The sequence below is a fragment of the Nonlabens dokdonensis DSW-6 genome (assembly GCF_000332115.1).
Classification (GTDB): Bacteria; Bacteroidota; Bacteroidia; order Flavobacteriales; family Flavobacteriaceae; genus Nonlabens; species Nonlabens dokdonensis.
Window position 1 is genome coordinate 2,026,346 of sequence record NC_020156.1, and the last position, 16,155, is coordinate 2,042,500.

Annotated in this window: 14 protein-coding genes, 2 tRNA genes and 2 rRNA genes (1 of these 18 running past the window's edge); 7 read left to right on the top strand and 11 right to left on the bottom strand. The window is 38.0% G+C overall.

The window, feature by feature from the left end; genetic code table 11:
• Positions 1-28: 28 nt before the first annotated feature.
• The 9 genes from DDD_RS08895 to DDD_RS08935 form a co-directional block, all read right to left on the bottom strand.
• Complete coding sequence (locus tag DDD_RS08895; RefSeq protein WP_015362502.1) at positions 29-1,339, bottom strand: sugar MFS transporter; 1,311 nt, start codon at positions 1,337-1,339, stop codon at positions 29-31.
• Positions 1,340-1,375: 36 nt separating this feature from the next.
• Positions 1,376-2,356, bottom strand: coding sequence for an isoaspartyl peptidase/L-asparaginase family protein (locus DDD_RS08900; RefSeq protein ID WP_015362503.1), 981 nt, complete (start codon positions 2,354-2,356; stop codon positions 1,376-1,378).
• A 31-nt stretch (positions 2,357-2,387) separates the two neighbouring features.
• Complete coding sequence (locus DDD_RS08905; protein WP_015362504.1) at positions 2,388-2,792, bottom strand: RidA family protein; 405 nt, start codon at positions 2,790-2,792, stop codon at positions 2,388-2,390.
• A 166-nt stretch (positions 2,793-2,958) separates the two neighbouring features.
• On the bottom strand, positions 2,959-3,504 hold the full coding sequence (locus DDD_RS08910; RefSeq protein ID WP_015362505.1) for a transposase: 546 nt from the start codon (positions 3,502-3,504) through the stop codon (positions 2,959-2,961).
• Positions 3,505-3,629: 125 nt separating this feature from the next.
• Positions 3,630-5,024 (bottom strand): FAD-dependent oxidoreductase, encoded by a 1,395-nt coding sequence (locus tag DDD_RS08915; protein ID WP_015362506.1) that lies wholly within the window; start codon positions 5,022-5,024, stop codon positions 3,630-3,632.
• A gap of 42 nt (positions 5,025-5,066) precedes the next feature.
• Positions 5,067-5,534 carry a hypothetical protein gene (locus DDD_RS08920; RefSeq protein WP_015362507.1) on the bottom strand — a complete coding sequence of 156 codons (468 nt, stop codon included), beginning with the start codon at positions 5,532-5,534 and terminating at the stop codon, positions 5,067-5,069.
• 15 nt (positions 5,535-5,549) lie between these two features.
• Positions 5,550-6,272, bottom strand: coding sequence for a phytanoyl-CoA dioxygenase family protein (locus tag DDD_RS08925; RefSeq protein ID WP_015362508.1), 723 nt, complete (start codon positions 6,270-6,272; stop codon positions 5,550-5,552).
• A 99-nt stretch (positions 6,273-6,371) separates the two neighbouring features.
• Positions 6,372-7,634 (bottom strand): kynureninase, encoded by a 1,263-nt coding sequence (kynU, locus tag DDD_RS08930; protein ID WP_015362509.1) that lies wholly within the window; start codon positions 7,632-7,634, stop codon positions 6,372-6,374.
• Positions 7,634-8,317 (bottom strand): hypothetical protein, encoded by a 684-nt coding sequence (locus tag DDD_RS08935; RefSeq protein ID WP_015362510.1) that lies wholly within the window; start codon positions 8,315-8,317, stop codon positions 7,634-7,636. Before DDD_RS08935 ends, kynU begins: the two co-directional genes overlap by 1 nt.
• Before the next feature lie 106 nt (positions 8,318-8,423).
• On the opposite strand from DDD_RS08935, the gene DDD_RS08940 reads away from it, so the two are divergent.
• Positions 8,424-9,716, top strand: coding sequence for a multidrug effflux MFS transporter (locus tag DDD_RS08940; protein WP_015362511.1), 1,293 nt, complete (start codon positions 8,424-8,426; stop codon positions 9,714-9,716).
• On the opposite strand, the gene DDD_RS17980 is transcribed toward DDD_RS08940, so the two are convergent.
• Positions 9,713-9,880, bottom strand: coding sequence for a hypothetical protein (locus DDD_RS17980; protein WP_015362512.1), 168 nt, complete (start codon positions 9,878-9,880; stop codon positions 9,713-9,715). The two genes, DDD_RS08940 and DDD_RS17980, sit on opposite strands and share 4 nt — an antisense overlap.
• 32 nt (positions 9,881-9,912) lie before the next feature.
• Positions 9,913-10,806: an anti-sigma factor domain-containing protein gene (locus DDD_RS08945; RefSeq protein WP_015362513.1), complete on the bottom strand. Its 894-nt coding sequence runs from the start codon at positions 10,804-10,806 to the stop codon at positions 9,913-9,915.
• A 123-nt stretch (positions 10,807-10,929) separates the two neighbouring features.
• Between DDD_RS08945 and DDD_RS08950 the strand changes: the two genes are divergently transcribed.
• From DDD_RS08950 to DDD_RS08975, 6 genes are all read left to right on the top strand, one after another.
• On the top strand, positions 10,930-11,625 hold the full coding sequence (locus tag DDD_RS08950; RefSeq protein ID WP_015362514.1) for a response regulator transcription factor: 696 nt from the start codon (positions 10,930-10,932) through the stop codon (positions 11,623-11,625).
• Between the two features lies 1 nt (position 11,626).
• On the top strand, positions 11,627-13,123 hold the full coding sequence (locus tag DDD_RS08955; protein ID WP_015362515.1) for a sensor histidine kinase: 1,497 nt from the start codon (positions 11,627-11,629) through the stop codon (positions 13,121-13,123).
• 465 nt (positions 13,124-13,588) lie between these two features.
• A 16S ribosomal RNA gene (locus DDD_RS08960) occupies positions 13,589-15,114 on the top strand.
• 109 nt (positions 15,115-15,223) lie between these two features.
• Positions 15,224-15,297, top strand: a tRNA-Ile gene (locus tag DDD_RS08965).
• Between the two features lie 107 nt (positions 15,298-15,404).
• A tRNA-Ala gene (locus tag DDD_RS08970) sits at positions 15,405-15,478 on the top strand.
• A 128-nt stretch (positions 15,479-15,606) separates the two neighbouring features.
• Positions 15,607-16,155 (top strand): 23S ribosomal RNA (locus DDD_RS08975) (it continues 2,268 nt past the right edge of the window).
• The 16S and 23S rRNA genes sit together here with 2 tRNA genes alongside, the layout of an rRNA operon.

Sequence of the window (16,155 nt, forward strand, 5' to 3'; positions counted from 1 at the left end):
AACTTAATGGCTCAATTACGATATAAAACTATGCTTTAGAATAATTGCGGTAGGCAAAATAAGCGATATACCCATAACAAAGTGTGAGCACAGCAAGTGCTAGTTTAAATCCAGAATGATCTACTATAAAACCAAAAATAGGTAAGATCACGCCACCACCTACAATTGCCATACAAAGCAAACCTGATATCTTTGGTTTTAAATCGCTTTGACCATCAAGCGTGGTAGTGAAAATAGTAGGAAACATAATGGAATTAAATAATCCAACTGCCAATAACGACCACATGGAAACTAATCCAGTGGTAAATACACTCACTAGAATTAATGAAACAGCCGTTAAACCAAAAACCGTTAAAATGATAGTAGGTCTAAATATCTTTGTTAAATAAGAACCTATAAATCGACCTATCATTGCGCCCAACCAGTAGAATGTTACAAAAGCACCTACGATTCCTTTTCCATCAATGTCGGTAGTAGTACCACCGAAAAGCTCAATAATGGAAAACGAAAGGTTCTTTAATGCTGGCGTTTCTCTAATGATAGTGTCCAGATTCATTTCCATAAAATAGGTCACAGCGGCAGTACCTATAGTAACCTCTGCACCTACATAAAAGAAGATTCCTAATATCCCTAACCAAACTGTTTTTTTACCTAAGGCATCTTTATAGGTTCCAGTGTTTTCGCTTTCTAGGATCTTAGGTAGCTTTATAAATAGGAAGGTAATTCCCAAAAGGAAGATCAAAAAAGCAAACAATAAAAAAGGAGATTGTACCGCAGCCGCTTCTTGAATATAGTACGCATCTTTCTCAGCTGCTGTTAAAGCGTTGATTTCATCACCTGTTAAAATTTTGTCGCTCAATAAATAAACAGCACCTACTAATGGTGCAATAGTTGCTCCAAAAGAGTTAAATGCCTGAGATAGATTAAGACGACTACTTGCTTTATCTTCTGGTCCTAGAACTGCTACATATGGATTTGCAGCTACTTGTAAAATGGTAATACCACCAGCGAGAGTAAAGAAAGCCAATAGAAATACTCCAAAAAGGCGAAACTCTGAGGCAGGATAAAACAACAAACATCCTACAGACATGGTTATTAAACCTATGACCACTCCTCTTTGATAGCCTACTTTAGAAATCAAGCCACCTGCTGGAATAGAAAATACAAAATAAGCCACAAAAAATGCAGACTGCAAAAAAGCAATCATACCATAGCTCAACTCAAAAACCTCTCGCAATCTAGGAACGAGACTGTCAACAAGTACAGTAATAAATCCCCACAAAAAAAAGAGAACCGTTATGATGATAAATGCAGAGGTGTAATTTTTTTTAGTTTCCATTAAATGGTAATTGTTGGTGGGTTGATAAATAAATTTCTAAACTTTCAAATGCGCTGCAGATTCAATTCTAGAATTAATAGAGTTTTTATACTCCATTCTGGCAAATCCTGGATGAATGCAATAGCTGCCTGTTTCGCCAGCTTTGTTTATTGCAATATAAGCTACTTGAAAGTTTTCTATATTTTTATTTTTTGAGGTAATTCTATGCAATGCTTCTTCACAAGCTTCTTGAGGAGACTTCCCTTGTCGCATTAATTCGACAATAAGAAAGCTACCTACGTTTTTCATAATTTCTTCTCCCATTCCGGTAGCAGCTGCGCCACCTATTTCGTTATCAATAAATAATCCAGCACCTATAATAGGAGAATCGCCCACACGACCTTTCATTTTATAAGAAAGTCCAGATGTGGTACAAGCTCCTGCGATGTCGCCATTTTGATCCATACATAGCATTCCTATGGTATCATGATTCTCAATGTTGATGATTGGTTTGTATTCACTGTCTTTTAACCATTCTCTATAAGCTTTTTCAGAAGATTCAGTGAGTAAGTTCTCTTTTTTAAAACCGTGTTTATAAGCTAGCTCTTCTGCGCCGTCTGCTGCTAACATTACATGCGGAGTTTCTTCCATGACTACTTTTGCAAGTGCGGCAACATTAGTAATATTCTCCACACAAACTACGGCACCACAATCACCGTTGGAATCCATAACACAAGCGTCAAGAGTGACATTTCCCTCACGATCTGGAGCACCACCTTTTCCTACCGTAGTGTTTTTAAGGTTTTCTTCTTCCACAGCAACTCCTTTTATGGCTGCGTCTAGTGAATTCATCCCTTCATCAAGAGCTTTTCCTGCTACATTATTTGCATTTGCAAATGCCCAAGTACATATCGCAATAGGTTGTTGTTTTTCAGTCATAGAGGTTTTAGTTTTTTCCACACAAGCAAGTAATGTCGCTCCAAGAGAAAGAGCAACTCCAGCTTGTGTGCTTTTAATGATGAATTTACGTCGGTTCATAAATTTGAAATTACCATTTTAGTATAAAAACCTAAATGGGCTTATAAGCCATCGCCTTAATCTCAATCAGCAAATGTGGATGCGGTAATTGATGCACAGCAACTGTTGTTCTAGTCGGGCCATCGAAATCAAAAAACTCGCCATAAGTTTCATTATAACCGCCAAAATCATTCATATTTACTAAAAAGGTCGTTACATCTACGACGTCTTTGATAGAAGCGCCTTCCGTTTGCAGGATCGCATCAATGTTCTCTAAAACCGCTGCGGTTTGTGCTTTGATATCAAGATTAGTCGTTCCCATCTCGTCCACTTCTACACCTGCAAAAGTGTTGTCTTTTCTGCGACTGCTGGTTCCTGATACAAATAAGAAGTCGCCCACGCGCTTGATGTGTGGATATTTACCTCTAGGTTTTGCTTTGTCTTTTAATACTGCCATGATGTTGTTTTATTATTAAGTAGCCAACCTCAAAGGTCTCCAAGACCTGTGAGGTTTGGCGTAGTATGATTTTTATTTCTCTAAGCTTTATCTTCTCTGCACTAAATGATTTATAATTTTTAATAAATCAAATAACTCCAAGACCTGTAAGGTTTGGTGTAATTAATTACTCCAGTTCTTCTAGATCCAAATCTTTTTGAGATGAAAATAACTTATAATTTTCGATTCCGTCAAATAACTCTAAAACGAATTCTTTATCCACAAGAGATTCTTTGTCATTTGTCATGTCGTGGTAAGAACTCCATGGCCATTCTATCACAGATTCTTTAAAACTATGATGTATAGCATTTGAAGTTACATAAGCAATGACATTTTTTAGATAATTTTCGTTATCAATTTCCTTTCTTCTAAACCGGTCGCGGAATAAGCTTCCAGATCTCTTATACATTTTATTGAAAGCTTTTGCATAAGCATTGAAACAGTTTGAAATGGATTGCGCAGCTTTGTTTTCATCAACTTCATCTCTTACTCTCAAAACAATATGAAAATGATTTTTCAGTAAACAATAAGCGTAAATGTCAAAATAGGGTAGAAAATACTTTTCTACTTTACCGAGGAAATACTCATAATTTGTCGCTTCTTTGAATAGTGACTCGCCATTATTTCCTTGGTTGTAGATGTGATATGTTTTCCCAGCTTCTAGTTTTGACATGGGTTATCGTTTCTAAACCGCCAAACCTCACAGGTTTTTGAAACCTTTGAGGTTGGCTGCTTTTCGATTATTTTCTTTAAATAGACCTCACAGGTTTTTAAAACCTGTGAGGTCTAGATTATTTATTATCCACGCAGCCACAACACCTCTTCGGTTTTTTGCTGGATGGTTTTTAATAAATCGTTTAAATCGTCTTCTACTTTAATTCGGTCGTTTTCCAGCAACCATAAAATCGCTTTGTCTTGCGCTCTTCCTTTGAGCATCGCTTTCTCATAACTTATGCCTTCTTGAGGGAAAGTGACAAGCGAGTATTTGGATTGGTATTCCGCTTTCGCGAAAGCGGACTCTAAACGCATTTCAATCTGGCGTTTTAACTGAAAGTTTGGGTTGGCAACGCTATCTCTCATCTCTACAAAATTGTCCAAAGCCAAATTTGCGATAGCATCAGCATCTGGTTTTCTTATGTTAGAAAATGCTTGGAATGCGTCTGACCAAGTTTCATTTTTATCAATCATCTCGTCAAAAACTACGACGTCTTCAAAACTGGCATTCATTCCTTGCCCGTAGAAAGGTACAATCGCATGTGCGGCATCACCCATAATCAAACTAGTCCCATAAGCCGTCCACGGTGAGCAACGAACGGTTCCTAGCGGTGGCGCTGGATTTGTATGATATTGCTCCACCAAATCTGGAATGTGTTCCATGACATCTTTAAAGTAAGTCGTGAAGAAGTCTGTGATTTCTTGATCGGTTTTAATCTTGTTGAATGCTGGTCCATCGCCGTCGTACTGCATGAATAAAGTAAGCGTGAAACTACCATCTAGGTTAGGCAAAGCTATCAACATAAAACCACCACGTGGCCAGATGTGCAAGAAGTTTTTCTCGATGCGCCATTTGCCATCTGCAGTAGGTGGAATATTCAATTCTTTATAACCGTGCGGTAACCAGTTCATACTATGCGAGAACAAGAAGTCTCGCTGTTTCATCATCGCTTTGCGTACTACAGATCCTGCGCCATCTGTTCCTAGAACGATGTCTGCTTTCCATTCTTTCTCCGTATCGGTTTCAGAATCGTGGTAGGTCACTGAGGCATTTTTTAAATCTACTGCGGTAACAGCATCATCAAAGTCTATTTGAACATCTTCGTACTTATCGGCTTCATCGAGTAGGAGCTTGTTGAGTTCTTCTCGAGAGATGGAATTGATATACTCGCCATCACGACCACTATAATTTGAAGCAAAGGTGTTTCCATCTACATCATGAATCAATCTACCATGCATAGGAATACACAGTTCGCGAACTTTTTCTTCTAGACCTACCAGTTTCAAACCTGCCAGTCCACGATCAGAAAGTGCGAGGTTGATTGAACGGCCACCATCTACAACTGCTTTGCGCATATCAGGACGTTTTTCTAGAATATCTACATGATAACCTCGTTGTGCCAGTCGCAGTCCTAAAAGAGAACCACAAAGTCCTGCGCCGGTGATGAGTATTTTGGTGTTTTTGTTAGTTGTTTTCATTTTTTAGTATGTAGTAATTAGTACAAAGTATTAAGAACACTTTTACTGAAAAAAAGCAAGAATATCACTTGGATTCGATTCAATAGTAGGTGTCTTTACATTAGTAAGTCGTACTAATTCAAGATTATGTTTGCCAATTAAAAAAGCTGATTTGTAATGCACTTCAAATTTAGAATTATTTAAAGTGATGTAATTTTTTGTATAAGTAAGGTCTTTTCTATTTATCTCCTCTTTGGATACAACTGCATGAGAGTTCCAAACTATCTCTTTAACATTAGAAATCTCAATTAGCTTATTTTCAATAAAGCGATGTTTGAGAATTTGAATGATTAATGAAACAAATAAAAAAAATACTAGATTACTAATAGCAAACATCAAAATGACTTCTGAATATTTCCATTCAATGTTTTTGAAGACAAAAAGTAAAAGGCACAACAGCATCCCTAAAAGAGCTCCATTTTGAAGTCTCTGAAATAGTTTATAATGGTTTTTGAAAATTTTTACTTGCATATATTCAGTTTCATGTTAGGCTTGAATATTAAAGTGTTCTAACCATTTTAAAGGTTCATCTAATTTATGTTTATTTAATTCCAAGTGTATCACTCTTCTCTGCTTGCCATTAGTTGTTCGGTTTGATGCATGTAAAGTCAATGGTTTCATCAACATGGCGCCTCCTCTTTTTACATCACAAATAATTTCATTTTCAAGATTCCAGTTCTTTGAATCGGCTCGTGTAATTCCATTGAGGTGTGATTTAGGAATAATTTTCAATGCTCCATTATTTTTATCTGTGTCATCTAAATGAATCCTAATCGTGATGGTATCTTCTAAAATTTTAATTGGTGGTTGAACACCATATTGCCCTTTTTTAAACGTCCAGTAATTGTAGTTTTCTAAGTCAATTTTTTTATCAACTGAGATACTTAAATCTTGATGGTAAGGGACAAACCAGTTAGATTCACTTGGCTTGTCAAAGTAAATCGCTTTAGTTAAAAAATATTGAGAATCAGAAATATCCGATAGTAATTCAAGAAAGTTGGCATTAAACAACAAAGGAGACAGTTCAGGAACATTATTTATAAGTTGTCTAATGGCAAATAAGTCTTTTGTTTTTAGAAAGCCATTTTTGTTATGTTCAACATTTTCCAAACATTTTATAATCTGTCTTATTTCATTTTTTGAGTATAATTCACCTACAACGGAATATCCGTTTTCTTCTAGTTCTATTTTGTTGTTATTGTATTTCATTTTTTAAGATCGTCTTCAACAAGCTCAGACTGACATTTTAATCTCCAAATGCTCGTGTCACACTGAGCCTGTAGAAGTGCGATTTGACAGAACTAATTATTATAATTCTGACTTCAACACATCCACAAATCTCCAGCAATCTTCGTAATTATTATACAACGGCACTGGAGCAATACGTATTACGTCTGGTTCTCGCCAGTCTGCAATCACGCCTTTTTCTGTGATGGCGTCAAATAAGGACTTATCTGCATTTTTAACTGCAAGGGATAATTGGCAACCACGATCTTTAGGATTTTCTGGAGTTATAATAGAAATGCGGTCGCCTTCTAGATTACTCAAAAGGTATTCTAGATAGTTGGTCAATTGTATGGATTTCTGTCTCAAGTTTTCAAAACCTGCTTGAGCAAATAAATCCAGACTTGCTCTTATCGCCACCATACTCAATATCGGCGGATTGGAGAGTTGCCAGCCTTCGGCACCGTGCATGGGTTCAAAATCGTCACGCATTTTAAAACGTGTGTCTTTATTGTGTCCCCACCAACCTGTGAATCGCGGTAAGTCCGAATTACTCGCATGACGTTCATGGACAAAACAGCCACCCAAGCTTCCAGGTCCAGAATTCATATACTTATAAGTACACCACACGGCAAAGTCGGCTCCAGAGTTATGCAATTGTAAGTCTACATTACCAGCGCCATGTGCACAGTCAAAACCTACCATCGCTCCAGCGGCATGTCCTAACTCTGTAATTTTTTTCAAGTCAAAAAACTGTCCTGTATAATAATTTACAGCACCTACCATAATAAGAGCAATCTCATCGCCTTGTTCTTTAAGTAGATTTTCTAGATCTTCTATTCTCGGAGTATGCTCTCCTGCTCTAGGTGACCATTCAATAATATTTTCTTTATCATCGTGACCATGAAATTTTACTTGCGATGCCACTGCATAACGGTCGCTTGGGAAAGCATCTGCCTCGATGATGATCTTGGTGCGCTTGCCTTTGGGCTGGTAAAAACTCACCATCATCAAATGAAGGTTAGTCGTGAGCGTGTTCATGATGACCACTTCGTGAGGTTTTGCACCTACAATTTGAGCGGTAGTTTCGGTAAGGAATTCATGATACGGCATCCATGGATGTGCGGCATGAAAATGTCCTTCCACACCTAGTCGTGCCCAGTCATCTAGTTCCTGATTGAGAAAAGTTTTGGTTTGTCGCGGTTGCAAGCCTAGAGAATTGCCACATAAATAGATGGAGTCTGTGCCATCGGTGTGTTTTGGAATATGAAAGCTTTCGCGAAAGCGAGATAAAGAATCACTCTTATTTAATTCTATCGCAAAATTATGGTCTGTTTTAAAATTCATTACTTCTTTTTAGTAATTTCTATGTCGGTAAAGTTAATTCTAGTGATGCGGTCTGGTGATCGATGATCTGTGGCAAAGGTGAAATCATCAAAGGTTTTATACTCTTCAAAAGTTGTAGCTAGTGTCACAACTGTATCGTTCTTACTGCGGTAAGCCCATTCCTTGATTTTAAAATCGGCATCATAATACAGGTCGTAAGCATCACCTGGAGTGTAACCACCATCTCCGATATACAATATGGTGATTCTATCTAAGGTATCTTTTTTTATAGGCGAGATTTGATTAGTTGCCTCTGTAATTTTAGTCCCTTCATCCCAAATTAACTTGAACTCGGGCATAAGCCAATAAGTGTCGTTTACAAAACCACGATCTACACTTGTCTGAATGCTGTCTAGTTTGTTATTGCGATTATATGCAATCGTGTCGCCTAATGCAATGATTTGCACATCATCTGTATTAGGATTCCAGGTCCACTTTCTTTCCATAACATTTCGTCCCATCTTACCTACGTTAAAGGTAAACTTGATCTCTTCTATGTCAGACCAGTTGTCTATTCCAGCTTGGGTAGCGATTTTTTGAGCAGTAGTAAGCTCTTTTACATCAGCTATCTCAACTGGTTTTTTATCATTCTTACATTTTGCTAAAAATACGAGGCTAATAAAGGCTATTACAGCTTTTTTCATTGTGATTTCTTATTTGGTTTAAAAATACAAATTCTATGTCGTTATGAAATGGTAAAGCTTTGTGAATAATCTATTGCAACAATGGGTTAAAACGTAGTTTTGCAAAATGAAAGTGAAGTTAGTAGAAAAGAACAAGATGAGTAAAGGTCGCAAGGTCAGTATTATACTGGTTTTAGGAACTTTAATCGCTGTAGGTCCTTTTTCTATAGATGCTTACCTGCCAGCGTTCAAACAAATTGCTGGAGATTTTAAAGTAGACACCAGTGCGATAGGTTTAACGCTTACCACTTATTTTATAGGTATAGGTTTGGGACAACTGGCTTATGGTCCTTTAATGGATCGTTTCGGGAGGAGAAAACCGCTGATTTTTGGTCTGGTTTTATACATTTTAACCAGCATCATGAGCGCCTATGCTTGGGATGTAACATCACTTGCAACTTTAAGGTTTTTCACTTCTTTAGGTGCCTGCGCAGGAATGGTGGCGAGTAAAGCGATAGTTAGAGATCTTTTTGATGAAGAAAAGGTAGCCGATGTACTTTCTACATTAATGCTCATCATGGGAATTGCCCCTATAATTGCACCTAGTATAGGAGGATTTATCATCCAGCACTATCATTGGGAAATGATTTTCTTCGGTTTAGCAGGTTTTGCAACGTTGATGTTATTCAATGTAGTTTTTATTTTACCAGAAAGTTCTAAACCTAATCGAGCGACGAGTTTGCATCCTATTCCTGTTTTAAAGGAATATCTAGGTATTTACAAGCAGCGAGATTTCTTTGTGTTTTCTACAGCAAGAGGTTTTGTGATAGGGTTGTTATTGGGTTATGTTGCGGCAGCACCTTTTATATTTATGGATTTTTTTGATAAAAGTCAGGAGAGCTTTGCCTACATATTCGGTAGTAATGCAGCTGGTCTTATAGCAGGAAGTCAGTTCAACCGTCTCGCATTATCGCGTTTTACAACCTTTCAAATCACCTATGTAGTAAGTTTATTACTCGTTTTGATTACAGGTTTTGGATTTGTTTATGTCTCTTATTTTACTCCTACTTTTTGGGTGGTTTACCCTACGTTATTTCTTATGATGACTTGCATAGGTTTCCAAAATCCTAATGTAACCGCACTAGCTTTGAATCCGTTTACAAAACGTGCTGGTAGCGCAAGTGCATTTGTAGGAGCTGTAAGTATGATTTTTGGTTCTATCGCTAGCTGGTATGTTTCTAAGTATGTAACGGTTTCTTTGTTTCCGTTATTTTTAATGTTGTCGGTCAGTGCATTTTTAGCTCACATCGCCGTAGAATACTTTAGAATCAATTATGCTCAAGGTTATGCTTTTGCAAAAGCCTATTTGAAGCATCCTTATAAGTCTAAGAAAAGAGAAGAGCAGTTGTCTGATTTTTAAAAGTGTCTTTCTAATGTTGTGGTTTCCGCTTTCGCGAAAGCGAGATCACTTACAAACGTATAGATATCACCAGATGTAATATTTATAGGATCATCTCGAGAACAGTAAAAGTATTGGATGATTAATAATACCAAATAAGAAAACGCCCCATGACCTTTAAACATAGAGCGCTTTCCAACTAACCAACCAAAATATCTTATCTACTTACGGTTCCTGTAGGAAATGATGCAGCAACATTATTATTGAAGGATTGTGAATTTGGAGCAGTGTCAGGTCCTGCGATAGACGCTAAAGGTTTTAATGTAAAAGGAGCTGGAGAGTTATCTGGAACTGGTTCTACAGTGATAACCACATTTCGACCTACTACACTGAACGGTAATGATTCTCCTGTTGGCAGATTGTTAAAAAAGTCTTCTCCAGGTACTGGTGGTCCAGCATTGTTTTGTGTTCCTGAAAAACCATTTCCAGAGTCACGAGAAGAAAAATCATTAAATGTTCCAGTTGAAAGTGGTCCTGCGTCTCCTATAACCCAACCTTCATAGATCCACCCTGCAGGTAATGTAGGTAAATTAAAATCGGCAGTAGGTGGCATTCCTGGAAGACCAAACCATACACCATTTGTGTCATTCCTATTATTCATTCCTGTTTCATCAGTAGGAGTTCTTAAAAAGTAACTACCACTAGCTGTCGTAAAGTCACCTGGTGCAGGCCCAAAATCAGTAGTCAAAGTTGCTGTGTCATTTGAAAATTCTCCTGCGATATACTTGGAGTCTGCTGGCGCAGGATCTGGATCTGGACTAGGTTCAATAGTAAGGATAAATGCTGTTCCTGCATCCAGTGTTGTTGCGTCCACTGGGAATACAGTTTGGCTTAATGTGCCGGAACTATTTACGGTAAAGACTCCCGTGGTAACAGGTGAGCCGTTAACCATTACCCAACCTTCATAGGCATATCCATTGCCAAGATCTTCTAATCCATTAATATTGAGAGTTAAGTTTTTTGTTTGTGACGCCGTTGAAGCATCATCGTCATTAGAGCATCCAACAAGAGTAAGTATTGCTAAGGTTGCGATTGATAAGTAAGTTTTCATGATTATTGTTTTAATTTTACAATACAAACTAACCTTTATGTTATCTCAGCCCTGTAACGAATCGATCAAGTTTTTGAATCAAATCGTGACGCTTTTGTGATATGCTTTAATTTGATTTGGTTTATGGAAAATAGAATACTTATAGTAGAGGATGATTTAGAAATTGTTGATTTACTCACTATTCACATGAGAGATTTGAATGCAATAGTTGATAGTGTTAATGACGGTCGTTCAGGTCTAGAAAAAGCGCTAGAAACCGATTACGATTTGATTTTATTAGATCTGTCTATACCTATTATTAATGGGGTAGAGGTTTGTAAAGAGTTGAGAAAAACTAAAGATACTCCGATAATCATGGTTACTGCAAAAAGTGAAGAGATAGATAAAGTTCTAGGTCTGGAAATAGGAGCTGATGATTATATAACTAAACCATTTTCGATTAGAGAATTAAAGGCGAGAGCAAAAGCAGTTATGCGACGCAGTGAAAAGGCTGCTGCTAATGCTAATAATCAATCAGAAATGGATTTTGGCGATTTGAAAATAAACGTAGAAATGCGCCGAGTTACTTTAAATGACCGTAAGGTAGAACTATCGCCTAAAGAGTTTGATCTTTTGGTGTTACTGGCAAGTCATCCAGGAAGAAGTTACAGTAGATCAGAATTGTTAGATGTCATTTGGGGTTATAACTTCTCTGGTTATGAACATACTGTCAATTCTCATGTAAATAGATTGCGGGCAAAGATAGAGCCCGATATGTCACAACCCATTTATATTCTTACTACTTGGGGAATAGGTTATAGGTTTAACGAGGAGATTTAGTATGAAAAAGCAATCGACTTTAACACCTAAATTAGTCTTTAGGCTATGGTTTGCGCTGAGTCTTCTTATCATAGGAATGGCAGTTTGCTTTATTTTAATAACGAACTATTATTCTAATCAGCATCATCTTGCAACACAACAAGAGATTAATGCTCCACTCGCACAACATCTAATTGATGAAAAGTTTACTGAGGACACACCTCCTTTTTTAGAGGATGGAACTGTTAACAAAGAGGTATTTGGAGATTTAATGCATGATATGATGGCGGTAAATCGGAGTATTGAAGTGTATATGCTTGGGAAAGATGGAGAAGTTCTGTATTCGGTAGTATTAGAACATGACCCTAGTGAGCCTTCAAAATATGTGGATGTTGAACCGATCAAAGATTTATTAGCTAGCGGAGGAAAAGGTTTTTGTTTGGGAGATGATCCTAGAGATCCAGTAGAAAGAAAAATATTTTCGGTGGCACCCTTTCAGAATGATATTAAAGATGGGTACATATATATCATCTTATCGGGAGAAGCCTATCAAACAGCTAGTGCAAATATATTTAGTAGGTATATAAAGAGTTTTGGGTTAGGCGCCATAGGTCTTACTACTTTTTTTACCATGTTAATCGGATTAGGAGCTATTTGGTTTTTAACTAAAAACTTAAGAAAGATAACCTTAGTAGCTAGAAGGTTCAAAGAAGGAGATCTTAATGCTCGAATTGAAAACCCTGAGGATACTGATATAGCTGTTTTTGCTCATACCTTTAATGACATGGCAGATACCATTAACCAAAATCTAGAGGAGATAAAGAAAGTAGATGAGTTACGTAGACAGCTTATTGCAAACGTATCTCATGACTTAAGAACACCATTAGCAATATTAAAGGGCTATGCAGAGACATTACAAGATAAAAGTGATAGTCTCAGTAAAGAAGAGTCTCAGAAGTATCTTGGTGTGATTAGTTCAAATAGCGATAAGTTGACTAATCTAGTAGAACAGCTTTTTGAATACAGTAAACTAGAAGCAAAACAAATAGAGCCACTAAAGGAACCTTTCTCTATTACGGATTTATGTTTAGATTTAGTTTCTAAGTATCAAATCCTAGCAGAAGATAAGAACATTACTTTATCATTAAATGTATTTCAAAACAAAAACATAATCGTGTTCGCTGATATAAGTTTGATCGAAAGAGCGCTACAAAACTTGCTTGACAACGCTTTAAAGTTTACACCTGAAAATGGTAGGATTACTCTCAAACTTAATGAACACAATAATAATTGTAACATAAGTATTAATGATTCTGGAGTAGGGATTTCTGAGGTGGATCAACATACTATATTTGATAGGTTCAAACAATCTCACGAAAACTTTGATAGAAAAGGAGCTGGATTAGGGCTGGCAATAGTTAAAAAGATCATTGAATTGCATGATTCAACAATTCATGTGTTAAGTGAAAAAGGAAAGGGAAGTTCTTTTACATTTCAGTTACCTCAACTAATTGAATAATTAAGATTCAATAATGTTTATTCGTTATCGTGAATTGGTTGAATAGTTAGTAATATTCATTTGGACTTGTTTTGTTGTTAGGTTAAGAATAATTTCGAAAAAAGTTTTAAAATTATATTACTGATTATAAATGTGTTAGATATTATTTTGGATTTATTTCATTTTTTTTCATGAAATTATTTGGTTGGTAAGAGAAAGTGTCTGTATATTTGCATCCGCTTAGGAAAACAAGTAGTGTTTAAATAAGCAAATGTTCTTCAAACAAGGCTAGAAAATCAACAAATAAATCGTGAAGATTCGGTGTTAGATTTTAGTTTTAAAACTTTGAAGATGTTCATTGAGATATTGATTGACAAGAATTACAATATGAAAAGTAACATATTGTGATAACCAAAATAAAATAAGCACAAAGCTAATTAAGTCGATTTATTTAGTATCATATTAAATGATCTTTAAAAAGATTCGACGATGAAGAGTTTGATCCTGGCTCAGGATGAACGCTAGCGGCAGGCCTAACACATGCAAGTCGAGGGGCAGCATATCTAGCTTGCTAGATGATGGCGACCGGCGCACGGGTGCGTAACGCGTATACAATCTGCCTATCACTGAGGGATAGCCCGAAGAAATTTGGATTAACACCTCATAGTATTATTGAATCGCATGGTTTAATAATTAAAGGTTACGGTGATAGATGAGTATGCGTCCTATTAGCTAGATGGTAAGGTAAAGGCTTACCATGGCTACGATAGGTAGGGGTCCTGAGAGGGAGATCCCCCACACTGGTACTGAGACACGGACCAGACTCCTACGGGAGGCAGCAGTGAGGAATATTGGACAATGGGCGCAAGCCTGATCCAGCCATGCCGCGTGTAGGAAGACGGCCCTATGGGTTGTAAACTACTTTTGTACAGGAAGAAATCTTTTTACGTGTAAGAAGTTGACGGTACTGTAAGAATAAGCACCGGCTAACTCCGTGCCAGCAGCCGCGGTAATACGGAGGGTGCAAGCGTTATCCGGAATCATTGGGTTTAAAGGGTCCGTAGGCGGGCTGATAAGTCAGTGGTGAAATGCAGGGGCTTAACTCCGGCACTGCCATTGATACTGTTAGTCTTGAATTATTGTGAAGTGGTTAGAATATGTAGTGTAGCGGTGAAATGCTTAGATATTACATAGAATACCAATTGCGAAGGCAGATCACTAACAATATATTGACGCTGATGGACGAAAGCGTGGGTAGCGAACAGGATTAGATACCCTGGTAGTCCACGCCGTAAACGATGGTTACTAGCTGTTTGGTACGATTGAGTACTGAGTGGCCAAGCGAAAGTGATAAGTAACCCACCTGGGGAGTACGTTCGCAAGAATGAAACTCAAAGGAATTGACGGGGGCCCGCACAAGCGGTGGAGCATGTGGTTTAATTCGATGATACGCGAGGAACCTTACCAGGGCTTAAATGCAGATTGACAGGTTTAGAAATAGACTTTTCTTCGGACAATTTGCAAGGTGCTGCATGGTTGTCGTCAGCTCGTGCCGTGAGGTGTCAGGTTAAGTCCTATAACGAGCGCAACCCCTATTACTAGTTGCCAGCGAGTCAAGTCGGGGACTCTAGTGAGACTGCCGGTGCAAACCGTGAGGAAGGTGGGGATGACGTCAAATCATCACGGCCCTTACGTCCTGGGCCACACACGTGCTACAATGGTAGGGACAGAGAGCAGCCACTTCGTGAGAAGGAGCAAATCTTCAAACCCTATCTCAGTTCGGATCGTAGTCTGCAACTCGACTACGTGAAGCTGGAATCGCTAGTAATCGCATATCAGCCATGATGCGGTGAATACGTTCCCGGGCCTTGTACACACCGCCCGTCAAGCCATGGAAGCTGGGGGTGCCTGAAGTCGGTGACCGTAAGGAGCTGCCTAGGGTAAAACCGGTAACTGGGGCTAAGTCGTAACAAGGTAGCCGTACCGGAAGGTGCGGCTGGAACACCTCCTTTCTGGAGCTTCTGAAATAATGAAGTTACAATCAGATATTATCTAAGTTGCTTAATTAGCGTGTTTATTTATATAAAGTCAATCATTTTGCCTTAAGGCATTTAATTTCATAGTCTCATAGCTCAGCTGGTTAGAGCGCTACACTGATAATGTAGAGGTCGGCAGTTCGAGTCTGCCTGAGACTACTTTAAAATGGTTAATTCCATTCGTTCATTAAAATAAGGAAATTTAGACGTTGAGAAATTGTATTCCATATTCATGATTTTGAATTTATCTTCTAAATTTCGAATAAGGGGAATTAGCTCAGCTGGCTAGAGCGCCTGCCTTGCACGCAGGAGGTCATCGGTTCGACTCCGATATTCTCCACATGTGATTATTCACAACCGTTCATTGACATATTGAAAAGATTAAACGAGTAACGTAGATTAATTTCTACTTATAATAGTAAAATAATTAAGTTGTTTATCTTGTATCGTTGCAAGATAAACTAGAATATCATAAGCAAATTAAGGGCGTATGGGGAATGCCTAGGCTCTCAGAGGCGATGAAGGACGTGATAAGCTGCGATAAGTTGCGGGGATCAGCACATATGATTTGATCCGCAAATTTCCGAATGGGGCAACCTGTTATATTGAAGATATAATATCCGAAAGGAAGCAAACCTGGTGAACTGAAACATCTAAGTAGCCAGAGGAAGAGAAAACAAAAGTGATTCCGTTAGTAGTGGCGAGCGAACGCGGATTAGCCCAAACCAATAATGTTACGGCATTATTGGGGTTGTAGGACCGTAATGTTTAATGTGTAGTGAATAGGAATTTTTTGGAAAAAAGAATCATAGAAGGTGATAATCCTGTACTGGTAAGCTACATTATTGATAACGGTATCCTGAGTAGTGCGGGGCACGTGAAACCCTGTATGAATCAAGCGGGACCATCCGCTAAGGCTAAATACTCCTGAGAGACCGATAGTGAACTAGTACCGTGAGGGAAAGGTGAAAAGAACCCTGAATAAGGGAGTGAAATAGATCCTGAAACCATACGCTT